Here is a 24,566-nt window from a genome sequence, read left to right on the forward strand (position 1 = left end):
CGGACTGAACTGACCATCGCTCTCTCATCAGTCAAGAGATACGTAATGTTTTGAAGCGGGAAACGATCCCAATGTATCCGATCACTCGGCCGGGGTTTTTAGTCGTTCAGCACGACGAACAGAGTATGACACAGGAAACCACGGCCCTCGCCCATTCGACCGTCGTCCGCGTGTCGACGGAGAGCCAGTCACAGAGCGGGAACCGGGTTCGCTCCGCGGCACGGGCGGCGGCGGACTCGGTCCCGGTCGTCAGGACGGGGCCGACGGGCATCACAGCGGCCACACCGCTGGTGATGATTACGAGTGACGGGCAGACAGCCTTCTACGGCGACCCGTCGCCAGCGACCGTCCGCGACCTCGTCGATGAACTGGAAGCGGGGACAGTACCGACAGCTGCCGCAGACGCGGTCACCGAACACGACCCCGATACGACGTCGCTTCCCGTCCCGGAGCGGGGGCCGCTCTCTGTCGGCCGCCGTGACGTGCTGGGGCCCTGTGGCTGGGTCGCCCCGCTGGACCCGGCCGACTGGTCGTTCGTCTCGACTGAGCAGACCGCCGACGCTGCAGCGGGAGCCGGGCTGCTGGGCCGAGGCCGCGGGGACGCCGCCGCCGATGAACCGATTGCCGAGACGTGGGAAACAGCCAGCACAGCCGACGGTGACCCGGTGGTCGTCTGCAACGCCAACGACGCCAGCGGCCTCCCGACGGGCGACGGCACCCTCCTCTCTGGCGCACCAATGGCGGTCCTCGACGGTATCGCGGCGGTCGCCGAGCACGTAGCCGCCGAGGACGCTGTCATCTACGTAAACGAAGCGCAGACGGCCTTGCAAGCGGACCTTAGAGAGGCCATAGACGCGGTCGCCGACACGCTGCCCGTCGTTCCGCAACTGGTGGCCGGCCCGGACGAGTTCCGCGCCGGCGAACCGACTGCGGCGCTCGAAGCGCTGGAAGGGGCCGACCGCATCGAGCCGCGGCTCCAGCCGCCATCGCCAGCCAAACACGGGCTGTACGGCCGCCCAACGGTCGTCCACACCCCGCGGACGTTCGCGCAGGTCCAGCGGGCCGTCGCCGACCCCGGAGGCCTCGACGCCGACGCCGCGGACCCCGGGACGCGGCTCATGACCGTCACCGGCGACGTGGCCGCACCGGCGACGGTCGAACTCGGGTCCAGCGCCAGCCTCTCGGCGGCCCGCGAGGCAGTCGAGATGGACGGCTCGTTCAAGATGGCCTGCGTCGGCGGCGTCCTCGGTGGCATCACCCGGAACCTCGATGTCCCGCCGACTGCCCAGTCGCTACGGGCGGCCGGGCTCGGAACCGACGGCGTCGTCGAGCTGTTCGACACCGACCGATGTACTGTCGAAACGGTCGGGAAGCGGGCCCGGTTCGCGTCAACGGAGAACAGCGGCCGGTGTGTCCCCGGTCGCGAGGGGACAAAACAGCTCGCTGAACTCCTGCGTGACGTGTACGATGGTTCCTTCGAGAGCGACAAAATACGCGAACTGGGCCGGGTGATGCGGCAATCGAGCAACTGCCAGACCGGCGCATACGCGCCGCGGCCGGTGACCACCGCCATCGACGAGTTCGAACCCGAGTTCCGCGCCCACACGAACGGCCGCTGTCCCAGCGGCACCTGCACGGAGAAACTATGAGCACAGACAGATCGATTCCACGAGTGCCCGACCTACACGACCCACAGCCGGAGGCGCCAGTCACCCGCGAGTTCGAGACCGGAACCGCCAACGACCCCGACGTGGGGACCGACGCGGACGAGCCGACGACGCTCACCGTCGACGGCGAGCCGGTCACTGTCGACCCCGGCTCGACCATCATCGACGCCTTACAGGACCTCGACGACGAGGTCGTCAGCGTCGACCCCGGTGCCGAGGGCGTCGAAGACGACGCGGACGTGCCGGCGCTGTGTTACTACGACCGCGACGGCGACTGCAGCGACGAAATCGGCCCGCGCAGCGAGTGTCGCACCTGCATGGTCGAGACCGAGCAACACGGCCTCGTCCCGTCGTGTTCGTTCCCCGCCGAAGACGGCCTCACCGTCTCGACGGACACTCCAGACGCCGAGGAGGCCCGCAGCGTCAACCTCGACCTCGTGCTGTCGAACCACAACCTCCGGTGTACCACCTGCAACGGTAACGGCCGCTGTGAGCTGCAGGACGCCGCCATCAGCGAGGGCGTCGATCACCCCCGGTATGGCGTCTTCGACGAGCGCGACCAGTACGAACCCATCGACGACACCTCCTCGTTCATCCAGATCGACCGTAACAAGTGCATCCTCTGTAACCGCTGTGTCGACGCCTGCAACGACGTGCAGGTCGAGGGCGTCCTCCGTATCGAGGGCCACGGCGAGGACACCCGTATCGGCTTCCAGTCCGACGCCGAAACCATGCACGACTCCGAGTGTGTCTCCTGTGGCCACTGCGCGACGGTCTGTCCCACCGGCTCGCTGACCGAGAAGGGCATCGGCGGCGCGGCGACGCTCCCGCTGCCGGGCTTCACCCAGCGCAACTCCATCGGGACCGTCATCGAACACGAGGACGCCGAGACCATCGACGACACAACCGCCCCCAACCGCGGGTTCGAGCCCGGCGACCCGAGAGCGGCAACGGGGAAGCAAGGCCTCGCCAGGTTCGCGTCGGCGGCCAAGCGCCGGGCCGGCGACATCGCCAAGGACTACGGCAAAAAAGCCTTCCTCGCCGGCGAACACACCGCCGAGAGCATCGCGGCGAACACGATGCCCGAGGGCCGCCTGTTCGACATCGCCAGCGCGGTCAGCGATTACCGCCTCTCGAAAATAGACAAGGAAGAGACCACCTGTGGGTTCTGTGCCGTCGGTTGCCGGTTCGAGATGTGGGGCAAGGACGGCGACTCGCTCGGGGTCGTCCCGGTCGAGGACCCCGACGACGCGCCCGCGAACAACTTCTCGACCTGCGTGAAAGGGAAGTTCGGCCACGAGTTCGCCAACAGCGAGCGGCGGGTCACCGAGCCGCTGGTTCGCAACGACGACGGCGACCTCGAACCGACGAGCTGGGACGAGGCGCTCGATTACGTGGCCGAGCGCTTCACCGAGATTCAGGACCAGCACGGCATCGACTCGCTGGGCTGTCTGGCATCCTCGAAGGGCAGCAACGAGGAGGCGTATCTCGTCCAGAAGTTCGCCCGGCAAGTGCTTGGCACGAAGAACATCGACAACTGCGCCCGGCTGTGTCACTCCTCGACAGTCGCCGCGCTCCAGCAGACGCTCGGCTACGGCGCGATGACCAACCGCATCAACGAGGATATCGGCGAGGCCGACGCCTACCTCATCAGCGGCTCCAACACCACGGAGTCACACCCGGTGCTCGCCACGCGAATCAAGCAGAACGTCCGCGACGGGGCCGACCTCGTCGTGTTCGACCCGCGGAAAATCGGCATCGCCGAGCACGCAGACCAGTACACCCGAACCAACCCCGGCTACGACGTGGCCTGGCTCAACGGTCTGATTCGGTACATCATCGAACACGACCTCCACGACGAGGACTTCATCGAACGCAACACGAAGAACTTCGAAGAAGTCGAGGAGAAGGTTCAGGCCTTCACCCCCGAAAAAGTCGAGGATCTGGCCGGTGTGCCGCCGGACGAACTCGCCTCGGCGGCCGAGACGCTCGCCGAGGCCGACACGGTCGTTTTTGGCTGGGCGATGGGGATGACCCAGCAGAGCCACGGCACGGAGAACCTCATCGCGATGGCCGACCTCGCACTCGTACTGGGTCAGGTCGGCAAGCCCGGGGCCGGCCTCTCACCATTCCGCGGCCAGAATAACGTCCAGGGCGGCGGTGGCGACATGGGGACGCTGCCCGGAAGCCTCCCGGGGTATCAGAACCCGGCGGACGACGCGGTCGGCGAGAAGTTCGCCGACGCGTGGGGCGAGCGACCGCCCGAGGAACCCGGACTGAAAGTGCCGGAGATGCTCGCCGAGGCCCACGCGGGGAACCTCCGCGGGATGTACGTCGTCGGCGAGAACCCCGCGCTCTCCGAACCGGACATCCAGCACGCCGCCGAGGCGCTGGAAGACCTGGAGTTCCTCGTCGTCCAGGACATCTTCATGACCGAAACGGCGGACTACGCCGACGTGGTGTTGCCGGCGGCCACCTCACCGGAGAAACACGGCACGTTCACCAATACGGAGCGGCGCATCCAGCGGGTCCGTCCCACGTCTGAGCCGCCGGGCGAAGCCCGCCAGGACTGGGAGATCACGCAGGCGCTGGCCCGTCGGCTCGGCTACGACTGGGACTACGACCACCCGCGGGAGGTCATGGACGAAATCAACTCGCTGGTGCCCATCTACGGCGGCGTCACGTACGACCGCCTCGAATCCGGCGCGGAACACGGCCTGCAGTGGCCCTGCTGGGACGAGGACCACGAGGGGACGCCGTACCTCTACGACTACGACGAGGGGAACTTCAACTTCGAGGACGGGAAAGCCCGCTTCGTTCCCGCCGACGGCGGACACCCCGGCGAGATTCCCGACGAGGAGTACCCGCTGACGCTCACCTCAGGGCGCGTGCTGTATCACTGGCACACGGGCCAGATCACCCGCCGTGTCGAAGGGCTGATGAGCCACGTCGGTGAGAGCTTCGTGGAAGTGCATCCCGACACGGCCGAGAAGCTTGGCATCGCCGACGGCGAGTATGTCCGCGTGGAGTCCCGACGGGGCGAAATTGTCGTCAAGGCACAGGTCACCGAGCGCGTCGGCCCGGGGACGCTGTTCATCCCGATGCACTTCGCGGCGGGGGCGGTCAACAAGCTCACCGGGGAGACGTTCGACCCGACCGCCGGCATCCCCGAGTACAAAGTGTCGAGCGTGCGGGTGGAAGTGCTGGGGCCGGAGACGGACGAGACGGTGCTTCGGACGCCAGATGCCGGCGGAAAACAGGTCCGGAAGCGAGGCGCTGGCGACGACTGAGGCGGCGCGGCTGCTTGCAGCCAACATATTGAGATGTGCGTGGTTTTGCGATATCCACAGACAAGTGGGCAAATACAATAGTACTTAGTCCGTATTTGGTTCTATATTTTTCTTTTAAATATTATTTGCACTGTAGTAAACCCAGTACCGATATTTGCTAAGTAAATAAGCAAGGAATGTTTTGATGTGTGTCCAAATAGTGTTACTTTAACAGAGCTTATTTTCTTTTGCCTCACCACTTACTCACGCGGTCCAACAGGTCGGTCCGCGATTTCGTCAAGGAGGTCGACGAGCGACTTGGTCGCCAGGTCTAGCAGCGTTTCCCCGCGTTCGGCGCTCCCCTCGCGCGGGTCGCCGACGACGCCGTTCTCCGTGAACTCGTCGGAATCGAACGCGAGATTGACGCCGCTTTGCCACTCTCCCCAGCGGTCGCTGCCGCCGTCTGCGGCCTGGTCCAGCCGATCCTCGTGGACAGTCTCCGGGTTCGTGTGCTGGAGCAGCGAAGTTTCCAGCGGTCCACCGTGGCCCATGTCGGCGCTGTGGTCGCCGACCGCGTTGAACCACGTGAACGGGACAGCGAAGGCCTCGTCGTGGCGGGTTATCCGACCCGACACTTCACGCAATGCATCGATGTTGCCGCCGTGGCCGTTGACCAGCACCACGTGGTCCCAGCCGTGGCTGGCGAGGCTCCGGACGATGTCACGGACGTAGGACCGAAACGTCGACTCGGAGGTCCACAGCGTCCCGGAAAAGGCCCGATGCTCTTCGGCGACGCCGACAGGGACTGCTGGTGCGACAACGACGGGGTCGTCGTAGCGCTCGGCACCGCGTTCGGCGACCGCCTCGGCGTCGAGCGTGTCCGTCCCGAGCGGGGCGTGTGGCCCGTGTTGCTCCGTACTGCCGACAGGAAGCAGCGCCAGGTCCGTCTCGACGTCCGCCACGTCAGTCCAAGTCTCCGTCTGTAGGTTCATAGTCACATGTCCGGAGGCGGCGAGATAAAGCCCGTTCTCTCGGCGGCTTTTACAGTGGTTTCTGGCGCGATCTCGCTATTCAGGAGCGCACCTGAAACTCGAACACCCAAATTGGTAAGTAGATATGCGAATTGAACATGGCCGATCCAGTCAGAATCCCCTGATGATACGAATCACTCGTTGTCTTCAAGTGACTCTACCGCGTTTTCAAGCGCTTCCAGTGCCTGCTCCAACTCCGCAGAAACTTCGGGGTCGTCTACTTCTTCCTTGACAATTTGAATCTGTTTTATCGCTTCTTTCAGTCTGTTTGGCATTTATGTGCTTGAGTTGTCAAGCTCCAACATCATAATATCTGGGTTCCCTGTACTGACCGGGTGTTCCAACTCTGACATGGGACAAAGAAACGCTGTTGGCAACCACAGTTTACAATTGCGAGCCGGTTCCGGACCCGGATTTATTACGTACTGACACGTGCGTTGTGGTAGCATGTCTACAGACTCGGATTCGATTCCGATGACGGTCATCAGCGGCCCCCTCGGCGCTGGGAAGACGACACTGGTCAACAGGCTGCTGAGCGAGCCCGGCGACAGGCGCATCGCCGTCGTCGTCAACGACATGGGGGAGATAAACGTCGACGCCGAGCTTCTCGCGAACGAGGCGGATACGGGCGAGGAGGGCGTCGTAGACCTCTCGAATGGGTGTATCTGTTGCCGACTGCAGGATGACCTCGTCACCGAGGTGACGCGACTTGCCGAAGAACGGTCGTTCGACTACCTAGTCGTCGAGGCCTCCGGCATCAGCGAGCCGATCCCCATCGCAAGAACGCTGACCGTCGGGCCGGACGGGGGCGACCCCCCGGAGGGGTTCCATCTGGATACGACGGTCTCGGTCGTCGACGCCTACGGGTTCTGGAAAGCGTTCGACCCCGAGGAATCGCTTCCGGACACTGCACCCGATCCCGAGCGGCCGCTCACCGAGGTGCTGGTCGACCAGATAGAGTTCTGTGACGTGCTCCTCCTGAACAAGTGTGACATGGTCCCCGACGACGCGCTCGAATCCGTGGAGGCCGCGATCAGAACGCTCCAGCCCCGGGCGTCCATCCATCGAACCACATACAGCAACGTCGACCCCGACGACGTGCTCGGGACCGGACGATTTGATTTCGAGGAGGCCAGACGAGAGCAGGGCTGGAAACAGGCATTAGCCGGGGCGGAGGGTGCAGAGAGCCATGCCGACCACGAACACGACGACGAGATGTCGGCCGCAGCGGCCCACGGCGTCGAGTCGCTCATCTATCGGCGAGACACACCGTTTCACCCCGGTCGGTTCAATGACTGGCTCGACGACTGGGACGGTGCTATCGTCCGCGCCAAGGGGTTTGCGTGGGTCGCCAGCAGGCCAGAGACGGTGCTGGGCGTGAGTCAGGCCGGCCCGTCTGTTCAGGCGGGACCCATCGGCGAGTGGGGCAACGACGACCCGTCCACGCGGCTCGTCTTCATCGGGCAGGAGATGGACGGGGATGCACTCATCGGTGAACTTGACGACTGTCTGGCCACGGACAAAGAGCGAACGGAACCCTTTGCCAGCGATCCGTTCCCGCGGGAAGGGTGAGTCAGGGTGCGCCGTACCCCACCTCATCGCGGAGTTCGTCCCACGACTCGTGAAACCCATAGGTGGACTCGGAGTCGCCGCCCATCGCGTCCTGATAAACGTCATCATAGGACAGGAGCTGCGTCCAGCCGTCGTGGAACCGGTAGCTACAGTACTGACACATAGCTGCTCATACTGGGGAGCAGGATGTATAGCTATCGCCGAAAAATGGGTCGCTGGCTCTGGTGTCAGGGCTCCAGCAGCACCTTGGTGACGCCCTCTTCTCGGTTGTCGAAGGCCTCGTACATCTCGGGGGCCTTCTCGAGGTCGACACGGTGGGAAACCACCCAACTGGGGTCGGCGCGACCTTCGATGATCAGGTCGCGAAGCTCTCGGTTGTAGGACTTGACATTACACTGGCCGGTCCCGAGGGCCTGCCCCTTCTCGAAGAGCAGTCCGAAGTCGATTCCGAGGCGACCCTGTGCGGCCATGTCGTCCGGAGCGCCCGGGTCCTCAGGAACGTAGAGTCCCGGAATTCCCAGTTCGCCGGTCGGTTTCACCGTCCGGATGAGGTTGTTGATGACCACGGCCGGGTTCTCCCGCGCGGGGTCGTACGCGTCGTCGGCTTCCTTGTCCGGGTCGATGGCCTGGTACCCGACGGCGTCGACACCCTTGTCGACACCGCTGCCGTGTTGCTCTTTGATCTGCTCGACCGGATCGCCCTCCTCGAAGTTGATCGGTGTCGCGTCACAGTGTTCCTCGGCCAGTTCGAGCCGGCTCGGGACGCGGTCGATAGAGTATATTTCGGCCGCACCCTTGATCTTCGCACTATACGCGGCCATCAGCCCGACCGGACCGGCTCCGTAGATGGCGACGGAGTCGCCCGGTTCGAGGTTGGCGAGTTCTGTCCCGTGCCAGCCTGTCGGGAAAATGTCCGCGAGCAGCGAAAACGCGTCTTCGTGCCCGTCACCTTCCGGGAGTTTGAGTGCGTTGAAGTCCGCGTAGGGAATGCGGAGCTTCTCGGCCTGCCCGCCTTTGTACGGCCCCATGGCGACGTACCCGTAGGCTCCGCCAGCGAAGCCGGGATTGACGTTCGTACAGAACCCCGTGTACCCGCTCTCGCAGTTCTCACAGAAGCCACAGGCGACATTGAACGGTGCGACGACGCGGTCGCCTGCTTCCAGTGAGGAGACGGCGTCGCCGACTTCGGTGACGATACCCATGTTCTCGTGGCCGAACACGATACCGGGCTCCGCCGCGGTCCGCCCCTCGTACATGTGGAGGTCGGACCCGCAGATACAGCTCGTCGTGATGTCGATGAGTACGTCGTTCGGATGCTCTATTTCTGGTTCATCGACTTCTTCGACAGCCACTTCCTTCGGTCCCTTGTACACAACAGCGTTCATTGACATTGGTTAGCACAACCATATATCACGTAGTATAGCTGTCACTTATAACTAGTCAATTATAATGTATTATTCGCAGTAAGCTAGTGACAGCGAAGTTCAGGGGGCCGCTCCACATCTATAATAGGTTGGAACGCACCCAGAGAGCCCGAAAACCCCGGTGAATCTATTCCCCAGTCGAGGCAGACATCCCCCTCTGTGACGCTGTAAACGGTGTACTGTCGTGCCCTGACAGACGGAGAGTCAGGTAGACCAGCGAAACCATGACCGTGTTTTCGAGCACACTGACCACCAGATGTAGCTCGGATGGGACGGTCACCGTGACGAGGAGAGGCGGGTAATTCATCGATGCGTGGAACAGCGCGACGAGCCAGAGATTCCCCGAGAGGGCGTACACGCTCCCGTAAGCCAGCCCCATAAGCGCCAATCCGAGGAGTCTGCCTGCAAGCGCCTTATTAACGCCGTGCCCCGATGCGAGAAACCACCGCGGAAGGTGAAACAGGGCGAACAGGGCCGCGGCGAGGCCGATACCAGACAGCACCGCACGCAGAGTCGTCCCACCGGCCAGCCTCGTGAATTTCTGTTGCAGGTACGGGCGGAAGAGGAATTCTTCCGGGACCGCTGTGAACAGAAGCGAACTGAAAAGCGCTGCGAGATACAGTAGCGGGTGGGCAGCGGTTCTCGACAGTGAGGCTTCGAACCCGGAGATACCACCCATCGCGAGCGCGACCGCAACAAGGTTGTACAGTCCCCAGAACGCGGCGACCACTCCAACTACGGGACCGAGTGTGCGAACAGGCGGGAGCAGAGAGCGCGGTGAGACGGACTCAATGCTGAGCGCACCAGCCGTGAGTGCAACGAGGAAGACACCCCATATCATTCCCAAGACGGGCGGCGGCGATGCGCCGGGGGAGATGGTCACCAGTCCGGCGAGGACGACAATCACCAGAAGGTACGTTGCAACAGGAACCAACGGCCCGCCGCTGAAGCTCGGCAGGCCAGTATCAGGGCGCAACATCAGGTCGGCATCCGATGGCCGAGCCAAAATGAACTTCTATCTCGGATTCCGGTGCGAATTCGTCGGGCATAACTGTTCAACGTGTGAATTGGTCGCGGCCTGTGAGGCTGACGTTTAAAACTGGTTTTTAGTCTCTGATAGCTTTAGTATGCTCCCGCTCAACGGATCAAACGCCGGCGACCGCCTGAGACTGGTCCCGGCTGCCAGCGCCCTCCCCCCTATCGGTTTCCGCGGATCGGAATCCGTCCAATCCGGTTGTCCACACGACAACGGACATAGCCCGTCCACCCCGTTGTCAATTGCGCGATTCACAGTGCGTTTGGAATCCAGTTTGGAGCCACACCACAGACCGAACGTAATCATGAAGCGACGTGTACGCCGGTTAGACTTGTTCTGTGTGAATTTTCGTCTGTCTGTTGTCACAGCCGGCGTGTGCTGTGATATGTCGCACCGAGTAGCCGAGCAGTTCCGTACGGCGCTCGATACTGGACCAGTGTTCCCTAAGCGCCCGGCGCTCCACGTGCCGGCGGTACTATCGCGACAGGTGGTCCGCGGTGCGTGATCGGACTGTACTGCTGTTGGCCGTCGTCGCAATCGCGTCGCTCACTGGTAGCATCGCAGTTCTCGCAGTAACAGGGCCGACGGACGCCCGTCCGGATAGGGGAGGTCTCAACTCAGTATCGATGGCAAACGGTTCCGCCGGCCAGTTCGCCGAGCTCCACGCGGCCGGTGTCACGGGTTCGAACGTCTCGGTCGGGATTGTCGACCCAACTGGATTTGATACGGAGTCGAAAGCGATCGCCGGGCACGTCGCCGAGACGCGGGCCTTCGGTGCCGGTCCGGCAGACGAGACCGGCGAGGCCCATGGGACCGCGACAGCTGTCGTCGTGTCACGGACCGCACCGGACGCAGACCTGTATCTCGCCCGGGTCGACAGTGTCGACAGTTATCAGCAGGCAGTCGACTGGCTGGTCCGAGAGGACGTCGATGTGGTCGTCGCACCTGTTTCGTTCTACGGACAGCCGGGCGATGGAACCGGCCCCGTCGCTCGGAGCGCGACCCAAGCGACGGAGCGTGGGACAGTGTTCATCGCCCCGGCCGGTAATCTCGCGGAATCCCACTGGTCAGGGCAGTACGCCGTCGATACCGTCCAGAATCAGACGGTCGCGTTTACCAACGGGAGCAGACAGAATTACATCCGAGGTGGGATCAAAATCGCGGTCTGGCTCTCGTGGGAACAGGCCCACGCAGACGAGGATTACACGGTCGAACTGTATCGAACGAACGGCACCGACGCCCGTCTCGTCGCGCGCTCACAGCCCTACCGCGGCGACGACGTACCAAACGAACGAATCGTTGCTGATGTCAGACCCGGCGACTACTATCTCGCGATTCGCGGGCCGGCATCGCCGACTGGTGCACGGTTGCGGCTCGTTTCACCGACGCACGAGCTCCAGCACGCGTCTACTCGAAACAGCATCGTCGCTCCGGGGACGGCCCGCAAAGCGATTACTGTCGGGGCATACAACAGCCGAGTCAAGCAGCTCGAACCGTTCAGTTCCCGAGGCCCGACGGTCGACGAGCGGACCGGTGTCGACATCGTGGCCCCAGACAGGAAGTTCGCCGCCGCCGCACCTGACGGCTTTGTCGGCTCTTCGGCCGCAGTCCCATACGTCGGCGGGACAGCGGCCCTACTGCTTGAGGCAAACAAGTCGTTAACGCCCCACGAAACAGAACGCCTACTGGAACGGACCGCCAGAGACGTGGGACAGCCGGGACTCGACAACGAAACCGGCCACGGGGCGGTCCGTCCAGTTCGTGCAGTCCGAACTGCACAGAACCGCACTGACGCTTAAATATCGTTTTAACCCAGCCACAGGCCTTTGAGCGTCCCGTATCATATATCCGATAGTGGCGTTATGTCGAGCCTCATCGAAAGAATACAGGAACGGACCGGGACAGCTGACGAGTCACCGCGAGTACTCGATGTTGCAGAGAACGAAACCGACGACGTACTCGATGCGCTCGCCTCGGACACCAGCCGGTCGCTGTTCCGTACGCTGTACGACGACCCCGGAACGCCGTCGGAGATAGCGGACCGGTGTGACACGTCGGTTCAGAACGTCCACTACCACGTCTCGAACCTCGAAGACGCAGACCTCATCGAGCCGGTCGAAACGGTGTATTCGTCGAAGGGTAACGAAATGACCGTGTACGGTCCCGCGAGCGACCCGATTGTACTGGTCGGTGACCGTGACCTAGCGCCGCGCATCCAGCAGTCGATGAGCAACGTCGTTACGGGGATAGGACTGATCGGCTTTGCGAGTCTTTTCGTCCAGTGGGGTGCAGAACGACTGGCAGACACAACCGCCGGAGCCGAGGTTTTGGCTCCGGCAAGTCCGAATGCAGGGCCAGTCGGTGGAACCAGCACGCTCGCATGGTTCGTTTTCGAAGTCGTCGAGCCGGGCGTGCTGTTTTTCTGTCTCTGTCTCACCGTTCTCGGTATCGCTGCGGTACTGGCTGACAAATAACTCTGGGCGAACTGTGTCGTAAGAAATCCACTCCCGCTGTGGTCGGTTTGAGCACAGGGACCCATAGCTCACCGACACTGCTGTCAGAGTCATTTCAGTGGGAGCGAACGTCCGACCAGAAACGTCGCCTCGAACAGTCTCGATATCGTTTCAAAATCAGACGGGGAGACGACTGTCGCGGCGTCAGTTCATGATGGACCGCAAGCACAGCCCCACGCCGGCGATGGCGAGGACGCCGCCGACAGCGATAGCGCCGGCACCGATTTCGAAGTCCCCGTCCTGTGACTGCTGTGCGGCCGTGTCACCGGTAACTGAATTAACCCCATCGGAGGCCGCGTCCGTAGACGAGTTGGCGCCGTCGGTAACCACCAGCGTTCCGATTGCGTCGGGCTGGCCGGTCGCGTCAGTCCCACGGTACAGCGACAGGTCGTAGTCGGTTGCAGCGAGTTGCGAGTCAAGGGCGACCTCCGAACCCGACTCGACCGCCACGGCATCGGCATCCGCCGCGGTTTCGAGCGTGGGTTCGTCGTGTCCGGCCGCCGTAGTGTCAAACAGGAGACCGACACGATCATCCCCGTTCCCGTCACGGACGGTCGCATTAATCTCGTAGTTGCTGTCCGGGCTGCCAATAGAGATAGTGGCCGCGTCAGCGCTTGTGAGGACGATTGAAATCCGATCGGTGTCGCCCTGCTGAACGTTCGATACCGACTCCTCGAAGCCGAATTCGGCAGTCTCCTCGACCTCGAACTCTTCGGTTGCCGTCTCGTTTGCTTCGATGAGGAGGGTCCCGGTGGTTGGCGTGGCGTCGGTTTCTCGGCTCTCGAACACGCGATAGGTGTACGCTGCGGGAGCAAGCGTCGACGAGAGGTCAGGCTCTGTCGCAGTTACGGTGAGCGAGTCGCCGTCGTCCGCGACACTGAGGGTCTCTGAGTCTGTGCCGGCGGCCGCGGTGTCGAAGAGAACCAGCACTTCACCGTCATCATCCTCATCACTAACAGTCGCGTTGATCTGATAATTGACCGCCTCACTGCCGACGGAGAGCGTTTTGTCGCCGCCGTCACTCATCGAGATCGGAATTTCGGCTGTACCACCCTGGGGGACCGTGACGACCTTGTCGTCGGAGTCAGTCTCTGTCGGAGTCTGGATGTCCGGTACCGGGTCGGTGCAGTTGCCGTCGCACTCAGCGACGGTTCCAGTCCGTTCAAACAGCGTATCGCCGTCGACATGGGCAGAGAGTTCGTAGGACGTGTTCGCCGGCACGTTAGACATGTCGAGCTGGGCGACGAACGTCCCGTTGGGCTGCACGCTGACCTCTCTTTGTTTAAGAAACGGGGACGACGCATCTTCCGACACAAGTCTGACCGTCATCTCCGTCCCGGATTCCAGCGTGGTCTCCCCGGTGACCACCTGTTGTTCGTCGGCGTACAGCGGCAGGCTGTCCTCTGAGACCGTGGCTTGCTGCTCCGCAGCGGTAAGGCCCGGACCCGTCGCCGCCACGGCAATAAGCATCGCGGCCAACGCTACCGACCGAACGCTCACAGAATCACCTCCCGAGGTCTGAGCATCTCTGCGTACGTTTGAAAGCGATGCTGCCAACAGTACCGCATCGCAGGTGGAGGGCAATTCGCTGGCATACGGTTAGCAATTATGAGGGGATTGAAAAACTGCCTTCGATAGCTTAAACTCGCGTTGAATTCGGCAGTGCCGGTCCGGACCGGTAGCCCATCGAGGCCGTCCTGATACGAATAGTACTATTTCTGACGGCTCCTCGGCGGCGATAATTTGCGTGATATTCACAGACACACTAGTTTTGTACTATGAGACGGCAGGACGCGGAAAGTTCTGATAGATTCAGTATTTTTATGGTAATTTCGGTATTGTTGACTAGTATGCGAACGGTCCTCGCAAACCAGCTCTCCAACGTCCGGGTCGTGAGTACCGATGGCCGCGAAGTCGGCACACTGCAAAACATTACCGTCGACACGGCCACGGGAGAGCTTCAATCGATCGTCATCGACAGCGACGTGCAGGAGATATTCGGCGTTGAGCGGGATCCTGACGGGGATGTTCGATTACCAGCATCCCTCATCGAATCGATGCGGGACCACCTGACCATTCAGCCGCCTGCACAACAGGGTGTCGCAGGTAGCGGGACTGTGGACTCGTAGGCAACCTGTCAACTGTTTAAACAGTCCGGAACGAATGCAGTGTTAGCCGACTGTATTCAACTGTCGTTGGCTGATGGGGAGGCGTGCCTACGGGACTTAGAGTTGATTTTGCGAGTTCGATACGCTCTGTGCTGTGATTCTATAGAATGGGCAGTCAGCGACTTCGATACGTAGCGACTGGCATCGGTGAGACAGGCGACAGGTCACCGTAACATCGCGTCAGCGTACTCACCCGCCGTCTGTCGGGCCGTTTCGAGTTCCGCAGTGTCATCCAGCATCACCGCGCGGGTCCGGGCACCGTCGATGATCGTCAGCAGCGAACGGGTAACGTGTTCCGCGTCGACATCGTTGAATACACCCTCGTCGATGCCGTGGTTGATGACCGCCTTGAGCAGGTACCGAATATACTCGTCGTTCTGGCGGAACCGGTCGCTGAACGCTTCCTTGTACGGTGCTTGACTCCGCATTTCTAGCAGTGCGACCGAGAGGTCGGGGTTTTCTTGGAGTTTGACCAGTAATTCATCAAGCAAGATGTCCAGTCGTGCTTCGGGGTCCGTCGTCTCGACATCGTGAATCGAATCAACGAACTGCTCCAGCAGATAATCGAGAAAGGCCGCCAGCAGGTCGTCTTTCGTGTCGTAGTAGTAGTGCACTGCAGCCGTCGATTTGCCGTACTCGTCCGCGATCCGTTTTATTGTGAGGTCAGCGTAGCCGTGCTCACGCAGCGCGCGGTAGGTCGCTTGCATTATCTCCTCGGTCTGGTCCGAGAAGGTCCGGTCCGATGGTCCAGCCATTGTGTACCGGTTTCTCCTAAGGTTGGATAACCGTTGTGACCCGCATACTATTGCGCGGATGGATTATTAACTAGTTAATCCGATTGTCCCTTTTCTGTCCCTGAGAGTTGTTTATATCTCCATTTTCTGGCATCACAGCGTTTTTGACTAATCGGTTAGTAAGCTCAATCACAGCCGCCATGGATGACGATACAGCTACCGAGATTCTTGGGGCGACGTTCCGCGCCCTCTGCCAGCACGGGTGTGCCGCGCTCACGGTCAAAGACATCGCTGCCGAGGCAGACCGGAGCAAAGCGACGGTTCACTACTACTACGACAGCAGAGAGAACCTCTGTAGGGAGTTTCTGGATTTCTTGTGCGAGCGGTACACTGCAAGGATACTTGACGTGGACGGGAGTACACCGCGGGAAGAACTCGACTCGCTGTTGGATACAGTTCTCACTGATGAGCGACAGACGCCCGGTCAGGAGTTCAGAACGGCAATACTCGAAATAAAGGCACAGGCCCCGTACAACGACGCCTTCCGGACACAGCTCGCCAAGTTCGATGCCGTTCTCTTCGACCGGTTCCGTGAAATCATCGCGGCTGGCATCGAAACCAGTGAGTTCGATAGCGCGGTCGAGCCGGCCGTCACAGCGCAGTTCCTCGTGACCGGGATTACCGGAGCGCATGCTCGACACGTCGCTACGGACCGCTCGATAGACCAATTCAGCGAGGCAATTACGCGATGCGTTGAGACCGATTTCCGAGCGGAGACGCCAGTGGAGGCGACCCGCTGATGGGTGTTCGAAGTCGCGTTAGTGCCCTATTCAAGCGCCCCGAGGAGTTCGATCTCACGTCGGGTGGCATCGGGAAGCCGCTGTTCTTCCTCTCGATGCCGATTGTGATTACTAATCTCTTCCAGACCGCGTACAACCTCGCAGACACGTTCTGGCTCGGCCAGTACAGCACGGACGCGCTGGCGGCGATTAGCTTCGCGTTCCCGATGGTGTTCCTCCTCATCTCGCTTGGGATGGGGATATCCGTCGCCGGCAGCGTCCTCGTCGCGCAGTTCACCGGCGCGGGCGAGGAGCGCGACGCCGAGTACGCCGCCTCACAGACGGTCACGTTTGCCGTCATCGTCTCGTTCGTTCTCGGCATCGCGGGCTATCTTGGCGTCGATACGTTTCTGAGTCTGATGGGGGCGTCCGCAGACGTTCTCCCCATGGCGACCAGTTACATGGAGGTCATCTCACTCGGCCTGCTGTTCATGTTCGGCTTCTTCGTCTTCGTCGCGCTCATGCGGGGCTATGGGGACACGATAACGCCGATGCTCGTCATGTTCGGTTCGGTCGTGCTCAACATCATCATCGACCCGTTTCTGATATTCGGCTGGACAGTCGTCGAGAACGCGCCGCTCGTCGGGACGATTTCGTTCCCCGAACTGGGCATCGAAGGGGCCGCTATTGCGACCGTTTTTTCACGGGCGCTGGCGCTGGTTGTGGGGCTGGCGATCATGTTTCGAGGGAACCGCGGCGTCCAGATTCACCTCCGCGATATGGCTCCGGACCTCTCGTATCTCCGCCGCCTCGTTCGCATCGGTCTGCCCGCGTCCATCGAGGGGACGGGCCGGGCGCTATCGATGAACCTGCTGCTTGTCATCGTCGCGATGTTCCCGGACACGGTCGTCGCCGCCTACGGCATCGGAACGCGCGTGTTCTCGGTCGTTTTCCTGCCGGCGATCGCAGTTGCTCGTGGCGTTGAGACGATGACCGGGCAGAACATGGGGGCCGATAAACCGAACCGGGCAGCGAAAGCGGCCGGCCTCGCGGCGACGGTGCTGTTCGGTGTGCTCACCCTGGCTGGCGTTCTCGTTTGGTTCACTGCCGCACCGATAGCAGACCTGTTTACGACGGACGCCGAGGTCGTCGATATCACGACGCAGTTCCTCCGCTACGTTGCGCTGTCCTTCGGGTTTATCGGGATTATGCGGGCCTACACCGGAAGCTTCCGCGGTGCCGGAAGGACGCTCACCGCCGCAGCGATATCGGTGGTGATGCTCGGCGTCATCCGCTTCCCGATCGCGTGGTTCGCCGCGGCCCCGATGGGTGAATCCGGCATCTGGCTGTCGTTCGCTGTCTCGAACGTCGCAGGGGCGCTCATCGCCTACGGCTGGTATCGGCGCGGGACGTGGCAAGACAGCAACCTCACCGAAGCCAAGGTGGATATTGACGAGGCAGGCATGGAGATATCAGCGGACGGAGACTGACAGTCAGAGACGACAGGCCGTGTGACACCGCGCAAGTGAACCAATGCTTTCAGGGAGGCAAGCGTTACTGCTGCTATGCCCGCAGAATCGAATCCCAACCAAGGCCCCTTATCTCCGCTGTTCGCGGCTATCTACGACCCTGTCACGGCGCTCGTTGAGCGGACGCTCTTACGGCCACATCGTGAGTACCTGGTGGCGAATATGGATGGCACAGTGCTGGACCTCGGCGCGGGAACCGGCGCGATGTTTCCGTATTTCGATCGGATTGCGACCGACTCGACAGCGTTTCACGCTATCGAGCCGGACCCGCACATGCGGCGGCAGGCAGAGGAGAAGGCAAACGCGCTGGCCACGCCGATTCGTATCGAGTCGGCACCAGCAGAAGCCCTCCCGTACGACGAGGGCACGTTCGACGTCGTCATCGCCTCAATGGTGTTCTGTACGATTCCGGACATCGAATCCGCGATGAGCGAAATGACCCGTGTACTCAAGCCCGGCGGCGAACTGCGGTTTTTCGAGCACGTCATCGACGACGGATGGCGCGCCCGGATACAGTCGGCCCTCGCACCGCTCTGGAAACGACTCGCTGGCGGTTGTCATCTCACCCGGCAGACGGGGTCGCGACTCGCCGTGGCCCAGTCGTTCGATGTCGTCGAAATCGAGCGGCTCAATCTCGGTATCACACCGGTCCGCCCGTTTGTTCGGGGACGGCTCCGCAAGCGCTCGGTGTCTCCGGCGGAGTAACTCGGCGGCGATTAACTCTGGCTCTGTGTGACAGACCCCTCCTCGTTCGGCTGGATAACGACGAACCCGTCGTCGCCGGTGAACTCCATCTGTATCGATTCCCCGGAGGTCTGTCCGATTTCGAACGTCTTGTTCATCTCGATAGACGGCGAGAGGTTCGAACTCCACGCGACGGTCGCGTCAGGGTCGGTGAACACCGGCGGTGTCATCACCAGCGGGTCGCCGTGTGTCGTCAGCGCGACCTCGCCGGGCCCGGTGAGGTAGACGTTCGTCAGGCCGCCGGCAGCCATGCCAGAGAGACTGCCGACGGTGTTGATTTCGTAGTCGACAGTTGATTCGAACGCGAGCACGTCAGTGCCGTTTACCGATATCGATTCTCCGTCATCGAGGGTCAGCACCTGTACCTTCTTGCCGTTCTCGGCAACGTAGAGGTGCCCGCTTCCCTCGGCTTCCATGACCGGCGTCCCTTCGCCGCTCACGGCCTCCTTGACAAAACCCGTGATACCGCCCTCCGCCGAGGACTTGCCGGTGAACGTGACCTCACCGGTGTACGCGACCATCGATCCGGCTTTGACCATCACTGTTCCGTCAAGCGGGATATCGAGCAGCCTGTTGTTCTCTTTCTGGAACCCATCGCCGCCGTCTGCAGGGGCGTTGGAGCGGACGAATTCCTGTAGATCCATAGCTACGTCGAGACACTGAATAGGCCAGACTCATAGGCTTCCTGAAAGATTAAAACGCATTTTGTGCGAAGAGGTACCACATAGATGTGGGCAGACAACACTCGAGAGGGACGGAGCCGAATAGCGATATATCCGAATAGCTATTCCGTATCGCTATACAGACGTTTGAGGAGGTCAGTAACGCCAGCTTTGGTTTTGAGATAGCGCCGCTCGCCATCGGGCGTCCGGACAGCGTAGTCGTACACGACGCTGTCCGGGACGTACCACCGGTCGCCGTACTTCGAGAGTATCTGGTCGGTCTCCCCACCATCTGTGACTTCAGACGGTTCGCGGCCGGGTGTCTCGTCACTGGTGGCCGCGTACTGACCCTCGGTTTCGACTTCAGATTCAGACGGCGTTTCCGCCGCCGTCTGTCGAGTGCTGTCGCCTGCGATACAGAGGTCGCTGGACGGTGGGTAGTCACCGGGCATCCCGGCAGCGTGGTCCTCCGAGCGACCGGCCTTCAGCGCTTCGCGCATCAGGATGTCCTGTGCGCTTATCACGCGCTCGCCGTCAGCCGGATAGCGCTGGTGGTACTCGCCGTCGCTATCCATCTCCCACAGCTTGCGGTTATCCGCGAGAACGAGTTCGAGATTGAAGCGGAGCTGTCGCTGGATTTCGGGATTCGCGACAGGTGTGACGGCTTCGACACGGTAATCGAGATTGCGAGTCATCCAGTCGGCACTGCCGATGTAGTATTCCGGCTCGCCCCAGTCGTCTTCCGGGCCTGGCTCGGCCCGTGCGCCGTTCTCGAAATAGAAGATACGGGAATGTTCCAGAAAGCGGCCCACAAGCGAGTAGACAGAGACGTTTTCGCTAATGCCCTCCAGTCCGGGTCGGAGGCGACAGATGTCGCGGACGATGAGGTCAATGTCGACGCCGGCCATCGATGCGCGGTACAGTTCGGCAACGATGGCAGGGTCTTCGAGGCCGTTGACCTTTGCGACAATACGAGCAGGGCGACCGGCCTGCGCGTGCTGGGCCTCCCGGCGGATACACCGGGTGAACTCCCGGCGCATCGTTACCGGCGCGATGAGGAGTTCTCGAAACTCCTCGTCCAGCGACGGGCCAGTGAAGAAATTGAACACTTTGGTCAGGTCGCGGCCGATATCCCGGTCAGCAGTCAACAGCCCGAGGTCGACGTAGCCCTTCGCGGTTTCTGAGTGGTAGTTCCCGGTCCCGATGTGAGAGTACAGCTGGACGCCGTCATCTTCCTCGCGAACCACGAGCGCAGTCTTCGTGTGTGTTTTCAGACCAACCGTCCCGTAGGCGACGTGGATACCGTTTTCCTCAAGTTTCCGCACCCATTCGAGGTTGTTCTGTTCGTCGAAGCGGGCCTTCAATTCGACCATCACCGCGACCTGTTTCCCGTTTTCGGCGGCCGTTATCAGCGACTGTATTATCTGTGAGTCGCTTGCCGTCCGGTAGATAGCCGCTTTCACTGCCAGAACATCGGGGTCCTCTGCCGCTTCCGAGAGGAATCGCTGGACGGTGTCGGTAAAGTCGTGGTACGGATGATGCAGCAGGATATCCCCGTCGCGAATACGGCTGAACACGCTCGCACCAGTCGACTCGGACGCGTTGCTCGGTTGCTGTCGGTGGCTGTCAAGCCGAGGATGGGGCTGTGGCGTCCACTCGTCGAGCGAGAGGTCCGGCCGGTCGAGGTCGGTCAGCTCAGCGAAATCTCGGTAGTCCAGCGGTCCCGGGAGGTCGTATATTTCGCGTTCGTCGAGACCGAGTTGTGTGGCGAGCGTCGAGCGAATCCGGGAGTCCGCGTCTTCGGAGATCTCCATTCTGACGACCGACGCGAAACGCCGCTGTTCGATGACATCCTCGACCATATCAATGAGGTCCTCAGCGATTTCCTGATTTCGGCGGACCTCCGCGTTGCGAGTCAGTCGGAACAGAGCCGTGTCGACGATTTCGACGTTTGGTAACAGCAAATCGAGGTTCGCGCGGATGACCTCTTCGAGTGGGACGTACCGCGTTTCGTCCCCAAGCTGGACCAGACGGGGTCTGTTCGGCGGAATCTTGATCCGGGTGAACGTCGGGTCGTCGGCGTTTGGCTGTCTGGTGAGAACAGCGAGTGACAGCGACCGGTTTGAAATAAACGGGAACGGGTGCGCCGGGTCGAACGAAAGCGGGGTCAGTGTCGGTAGCACAGACTCCTCGAAGTAGGTGCGCAGCTCCGACTGTTCCGCGGCAGTCGCGTCATCGTAGTCGAGAATGTCGATGCCTTCCGCGGCAAGCGCGGGGCGAATCGCATCACGGTAGCAACGGGCCTGCGTCGCAAGCATCGGTCGGAGCGTCTCGTGGACTTCCTCCCATTGCTCCCGTGGCGTCCGCCCGTCCGGCGCTGTCTCGGTAACGTCGGCCTCTGTCTGTTGTTTGAGGCCGCCGATACGCTTCATCGTGAATTCGTCGAGGTTTCGGGTGACGATAGCGAGGAATCTGACCCGTTCCAGCAGCGGATTCCGTTCGTCCAGTGCCTCGTGAAGCACGCGCCGCTGGAAGGCGAGCGCACTCAGTTCACGGTTGAGATACAACGACGAGTCGGTCAGATCGACATCCGCCGGCTCGTAGGCAGGAACATTCAGTCCTGAATCTGGGTCCATGGATTACACAGACGTGGGTGGGGCGCGTTCCGGATCGACAATACTGTCGGCCGAGCGGTCTTCGTGAGTTGTTTCTGGGTCGACAGTTATAAATTCGCCCGTGGAACACCGGTACGCCGTCAGCTGCCCACCGTACACGCACCCGGTGTCGAGACCGACCGCGTGGGGTGTCTCGAACGGCTCGGAAAGCACCGTATGACCGAAAAAGATGCGAGGGTCGTCACGGCGCGTTTCGAACCAGTACGGGCGGTCGTAGCTCCCGTCGGGGACAAGAGACCGCATGTTCAGCAGTTCGGTCAGTTCGTGTTCCGCGATGGGCTTGCGATGGTCGACGCCGCCGTGGACCACCAGCGAATCGTCCCACGATATCGCCGCCGGGAGCGAGGCGATCCACGAGAGGTCGTCGTCAGTCAGCGACGGTATCGATTTGCGGCCGTCGATGAGTTTCTGTTCGTTGTTTCCTCGAACCGTACGGAAGTTCGGCGTTTGCCGGACGATATCGATGACACCGGCGCTGTCCGGACCTTTTCGAACGAGGTCACCGACAAAGACGACGAGTTCGTCCGTAGTGGGGTCCAGCCGGTTCAGGAGTCGTTCGAGCGTCGGGCGGCAGCCGTGGATGTCGCCGACAACGTAGATTTCCTCCCATTCATCGCTGTTGATTCGCTGGTGTGATGCATCGAGGTCCGGGTGAAACGTCGGTGATACGACCATCTATATGGAGCCGTTGGTGGTACATCGGTGAATCTGGTATAGGTACTTTATATGTTGTCTATATAGCTGTACGAGAGCGAATATACGCCCGCTACCTGCTGAGAAACTGACCGATTACCCCTCAACAGCATCTTTTGTGTTTTCGGCGTCCAGTCCGAACAGTAACCCGGCTAGAAACAGCAGTTCGTTACCCTGATACTACTGTTCGAGCACGAAGTTTACCAGCCCGATATCCGGCGTGGTCGCCCCCAACAGTACCAGAACGAGCGCGAACGCCGCGGCGAGGCCGGCAATCAACCGGACGACGATGCCTGAGAGCAGCCCCACCACGAAGACGACAACAGCTGTGAAGAGAGTCATAGCCCGCTCCAGCGTGTCAAAACCGTTGATCGGACTGGGATTCGCATAGAGCACACAACGCTTCCGCCGTACTTAGTTCTACCAGCGGCAGGCAAAACAGAGCCGCGTCGCTCGATTTCGGCAACGATAGACGCCAGACAGCCCTCGCCCGGGTCGAAGTATGAGTCGTAGTCAGCAACGAGAGCAGAGACGGTCACGTCCTGCTAGCCGTCGGGGAGCGGCCCAGCGTCACGAACCCAGCGTGGCCGACGGCGTGCGTCCGGCGCGGTATGCCCACAGAAGTCGCCCTGCAGCAACCAGTACTCGTGGGTACTACCACCACCGATCAGAGTGAAGAGACGTCGTCGACCGACGAGTAGCCGCGTCTGGTCACATCTGTTTGCCCTGCCGTAACCGGTCGCCTGCGGCTGAGTCACAGGTGTACCGATAACTCCGTCGAGAGTAACGCGCTCGAAAGCGGGTCTCGGCGGAGCCTGTGCCACAGCCCGTAGGCTTCATGTCTCGGCCACAAGTAGCAGAGCTATGCCGACCTGGGACGAGCGATACCGAACGGGCACGTACCCGCAGCGCCCGGACCCGCATCCGGTGTTAGAACGATACTTGCCGACCTTTCCACCGGGTCGGGCACTTGACATCGCGACCGGGACTGGGCGGAACGCGGTGCCGGTCGCAGCAGCCGGGTACCGCGTCGATGCGGTCGACCAGTCGCGTGCGGGGCTACAGATTGCCCGCGAAAACGCACACGCCGCGGGCGTCGAAGACAATATCGAGTGGATACAGGCAGACCTCGAGTCGTTCGCATACCCGGCGTCGACGTACGACCTCATCACGGTCAGCTTCTATCGCCCCGTCGACCGCCTCCCCGATATCATCGAGGGGCTGACCGACGGCGGCTGTCTGTTCATCCAGCACCACCTCCGGACGACCGACGACGTGGACGGCGGCCCCTCTGGGGACCGATACCGGTTTGCTTCCAACGAACTACTAAGGGCCGGACTCGGATTGACTGTGTTACACTACGACGAGCGGACCACGACGACGGACGGAACGACTGCCGCCACCGCGCAACTGGTCGCCAGAAAGACACAGGGCAGTCGACAGTCGTATCCAGACATCGCGGAGTGAGTTGGGAAGCGACCGCCGCCGACAGGACACGGACGCAGGGCGGACGAAGCCGTTCGGGACCGACACTTTCCGTGGTGCGGTCGACCCCACTCGTATGGACTCACAGCGAAGGGAAGCGAGGCCACCCAGTCGGCACGAACTGTATCGAACCAGTGTACCGAGGCGTCCACAGTCAGTCATAACTCCACGCACGGAGAGTGAGCGATGACGGCGACTGACTTCGATGCCGTCCGGGACTACGACGACGACCAGTTTTCGGCCGTCGAGGTGTTCCGCAGTGACCGACTGAAAGTCGTCTGTGGCTACTTCGAACCCGGACAGTTCATCCCGGTCCACGCGCCCGGGAGCGACGTAGTGATACACGTCCAGTCCGGGACCGGTGTCGTTCGTGACGGGGACACGAATCGGACAGTCGAACCGGGCGACGTGGTAGTCGTCGAGGCTGATACCGACCGCGGCGTCAAAGCGGACGTGGACAGTCGGCTGGAAGCGTTGCTGGTGACCGCGCCGCCGCCGAGCGACGCCGAGCACGAACCGGTTCGGAGAGGGCTCAGGCAGAACGAATTCGACCCATAAGCCAGATCAGAGGGTGGTGCTATGGAC

The 24,566-nt window shown here is 61.6% G+C and carries 21 protein-coding genes and 1 pseudogene; 11 read left to right on the forward strand and 11 right to left on the reverse strand.

The window, feature by feature from the left end; translation table 11 throughout:
* Positions 1 to 125 precede the first annotated feature (125 nt).
* Both D3D01_RS13355 and fdhF read left to right on the forward strand, forming a co-directional pair.
* On the forward strand, positions 126 to 1,649 hold the full coding sequence (locus D3D01_RS13355) for an NADH-ubiquinone oxidoreductase-F iron-sulfur binding region domain-containing protein (protein WP_121512658.1): 1,524 nt from the start codon (positions 126 to 128) through the stop codon (positions 1,647 to 1,649).
* A complete protein-coding gene (gene fdhF / locus D3D01_RS13360; protein WP_121512515.1) occupies positions 1,646 to 4,957 on the forward strand; it encodes a formate dehydrogenase subunit alpha in 3,312 nt (1,103 codons plus the stop codon). The genes D3D01_RS13355 and fdhF overlap by 4 nt, the downstream gene beginning before the upstream one ends.
* Positions 4,958 to 5,196: 239 nt before the next feature.
* Here fdhF and D3D01_RS13365 read toward each other — a convergent pair whose 3' ends face one another.
* Positions 5,197 to 5,928, reverse strand: a complete 732-nt coding sequence (locus tag D3D01_RS13365; RefSeq protein WP_121512516.1) for a creatininase family protein — start codon at positions 5,926 to 5,928, stop codon at positions 5,197 to 5,199.
* Between the two features lie 173 nt (positions 5,929 to 6,101).
* On the reverse strand, positions 6,102 to 6,242 hold the full coding sequence (locus D3D01_RS23705; protein ID WP_158600461.1) for a hypothetical protein: 141 nt from the start codon (positions 6,240 to 6,242) through the stop codon (positions 6,102 to 6,104).
* Positions 6,243 to 6,441: 199 nt separating this feature from the next.
* Here D3D01_RS23705 and D3D01_RS13370 point away from each other — a divergent pair, with 199 nt between their 5' ends.
* On the forward strand, positions 6,442 to 7,539 hold the full coding sequence (locus D3D01_RS13370; RefSeq protein WP_101351930.1) for a GTP-binding protein: 1,098 nt from the start codon (positions 6,442 to 6,444) through the stop codon (positions 7,537 to 7,539).
* A gap of 1 nt (position 7,540) precedes the next feature.
* Here D3D01_RS13370 and D3D01_RS24110 read toward each other — a convergent pair whose 3' ends face one another.
* The 3 genes from D3D01_RS24110 to D3D01_RS13380 form a co-directional block, all read right to left on the reverse strand.
* Positions 7,541 to 7,702, reverse strand: a complete 162-nt coding sequence (locus tag D3D01_RS24110) for a hypothetical protein (protein WP_198560251.1) — start codon at positions 7,700 to 7,702, stop codon at positions 7,541 to 7,543.
* Between the two features lie 64 nt (positions 7,703 to 7,766).
* Positions 7,767 to 8,924 carry a glutathione-independent formaldehyde dehydrogenase gene (locus D3D01_RS13375; RefSeq protein WP_101351754.1) on the reverse strand — a complete coding sequence of 386 codons (1,158 nt, stop codon included), beginning with the start codon at positions 8,922 to 8,924 and terminating at the stop codon, positions 7,767 to 7,769.
* 166 nt (positions 8,925 to 9,090) lie between these two features.
* Positions 9,091 to 9,942, reverse strand: a complete 852-nt coding sequence (locus D3D01_RS13380) for a type II CAAX prenyl endopeptidase Rce1 family protein (RefSeq protein ID WP_121512517.1) — start codon at positions 9,940 to 9,942, stop codon at positions 9,091 to 9,093.
* A gap of 554 nt (positions 9,943 to 10,496) precedes the next feature.
* Between D3D01_RS13380 and D3D01_RS13385 the strand changes: the two genes are divergently transcribed.
* Together D3D01_RS13385 and D3D01_RS13390 are read left to right on the forward strand one after the other, a co-directional pair.
* On the forward strand, positions 10,497 to 11,798 hold the full coding sequence (locus D3D01_RS13385) for a S8 family serine peptidase (RefSeq protein ID WP_121512518.1): 1,302 nt from the start codon (positions 10,497 to 10,499) through the stop codon (positions 11,796 to 11,798).
* 63 nt (positions 11,799 to 11,861) lie between these two features.
* On the forward strand, positions 11,862 to 12,473 hold the full coding sequence (locus D3D01_RS13390) for a helix-turn-helix domain-containing protein (RefSeq protein WP_101351751.1): 612 nt from the start codon (positions 11,862 to 11,864) through the stop codon (positions 12,471 to 12,473).
* A gap of 183 nt (positions 12,474 to 12,656) precedes the next feature.
* On the opposite strand, the gene D3D01_RS13395 is transcribed toward D3D01_RS13390, so the two are convergent.
* Positions 12,657 to 14,012, reverse strand: a complete 1,356-nt coding sequence (locus D3D01_RS13395) for a BGTF surface domain-containing protein (protein ID WP_342764840.1) — start codon at positions 14,010 to 14,012, stop codon at positions 12,657 to 12,659.
* 350 nt (positions 14,013 to 14,362) lie between these two features.
* Between D3D01_RS13395 and D3D01_RS13400 the strand changes: the two genes are divergently transcribed.
* Positions 14,363 to 14,641, forward strand: coding sequence for a PRC-barrel domain-containing protein (locus tag D3D01_RS13400; protein ID WP_101351749.1), 279 nt, complete (start codon positions 14,363 to 14,365; stop codon positions 14,639 to 14,641).
* Positions 14,642 to 14,844: 203 nt separating this feature from the next.
* Here the strand turns inward: D3D01_RS13400 and D3D01_RS13405 are convergent, their stop codons facing one another.
* The gene (locus D3D01_RS13405; RefSeq protein ID WP_121512520.1) at positions 14,845 to 15,435 is read right to left on the reverse strand and encodes a TetR/AcrR family transcriptional regulator; all 591 of its coding nucleotides are present in this window, start codon (positions 15,433 to 15,435) and stop codon (positions 14,845 to 14,847) included.
* 179 nt (positions 15,436 to 15,614) lie between these two features.
* Between D3D01_RS13405 and D3D01_RS13410 the strand changes: the two genes are divergently transcribed.
* The 3 genes from D3D01_RS13410 (at position 15,615) to D3D01_RS13420 (ending at position 18,427) form a co-directional block, all read left to right on the forward strand.
* A complete protein-coding gene (locus tag D3D01_RS13410) occupies positions 15,615 to 16,214 on the forward strand; it encodes a TetR/AcrR family transcriptional regulator (RefSeq protein ID WP_121512521.1) in 600 nt (199 codons plus the stop codon).
* Positions 16,214 to 17,683: an MATE family efflux transporter gene (locus tag D3D01_RS13415; RefSeq protein ID WP_121512522.1), complete on the forward strand. Its 1,470-nt coding sequence runs from the start codon at positions 16,214 to 16,216 to the stop codon at positions 17,681 to 17,683. Before D3D01_RS13410 ends, D3D01_RS13415 begins: the two co-directional genes overlap by 1 nt.
* A 75-nt stretch (positions 17,684 to 17,758) precedes the next feature.
* On the forward strand, positions 17,759 to 18,427 hold the full coding sequence (locus D3D01_RS13420) for a class I SAM-dependent methyltransferase (protein ID WP_121512523.1): 669 nt from the start codon (positions 17,759 to 17,761) through the stop codon (positions 18,425 to 18,427).
* Positions 18,428 to 18,438: 11 nt separating this feature from the next.
* Here D3D01_RS13420 and D3D01_RS13425 read toward each other — a convergent pair whose 3' ends face one another.
* From D3D01_RS13425 to D3D01_RS13440, 4 genes and pseudogenes are all read right to left on the reverse strand, one after another.
* Positions 18,439 to 19,110 carry an AIM24 family protein gene (locus D3D01_RS13425; protein ID WP_101351744.1) on the reverse strand — a complete coding sequence of 224 codons (672 nt, stop codon included), beginning with the start codon at positions 19,108 to 19,110 and terminating at the stop codon, positions 18,439 to 18,441.
* A 140-nt stretch (positions 19,111 to 19,250) separates the two neighbouring features.
* Positions 19,251 to 21,764, reverse strand: coding sequence for a polyphosphate kinase 1 (gene ppk1, locus D3D01_RS13430; protein ID WP_121512524.1), 2,514 nt, complete (start codon positions 21,762 to 21,764; stop codon positions 19,251 to 19,253).
* Between the two features lie 3 nt (positions 21,765 to 21,767).
* Positions 21,768 to 22,478 carry a metallophosphoesterase family protein gene (locus D3D01_RS13435; RefSeq protein WP_121512525.1) on the reverse strand — a complete coding sequence of 237 codons (711 nt, stop codon included), beginning with the start codon at positions 22,476 to 22,478 and terminating at the stop codon, positions 21,768 to 21,770.
* Positions 22,479 to 22,592: 114 nt separating this feature from the next.
* Positions 22,593 to 22,838: pseudogene (locus D3D01_RS13440) on the reverse strand (hypothetical protein).
* 522 nt (positions 22,839 to 23,360) lie between these two features.
* Between D3D01_RS13440 and D3D01_RS13450 the strand changes: the two are divergent.
* Positions 23,361 to 23,963 (forward strand): bifunctional 2-polyprenyl-6-hydroxyphenol methylase/3-demethylubiquinol 3-O-methyltransferase UbiG, encoded by a 603-nt coding sequence (locus D3D01_RS13450; protein WP_121512526.1) that lies wholly within the window; start codon positions 23,361 to 23,363, stop codon positions 23,961 to 23,963.
* Between the two features lie 204 nt (positions 23,964 to 24,167).
* Positions 24,168 to 24,539, forward strand: a complete 372-nt coding sequence (locus tag D3D01_RS13455; protein WP_101351739.1) for a cupin domain-containing protein — start codon at positions 24,168 to 24,170, stop codon at positions 24,537 to 24,539.
* The last annotated feature ends 27 nt before the right edge of the window (positions 24,540 to 24,566 follow it).

The organism is Haloarcula sp. Atlit-7R (genome assembly GCF_003666065.1).
Lineage (GTDB): Archaea > Halobacteriota > Halobacteria > Halobacteriales > Haloarculaceae > Haloarcula > Haloarcula taiwanensis.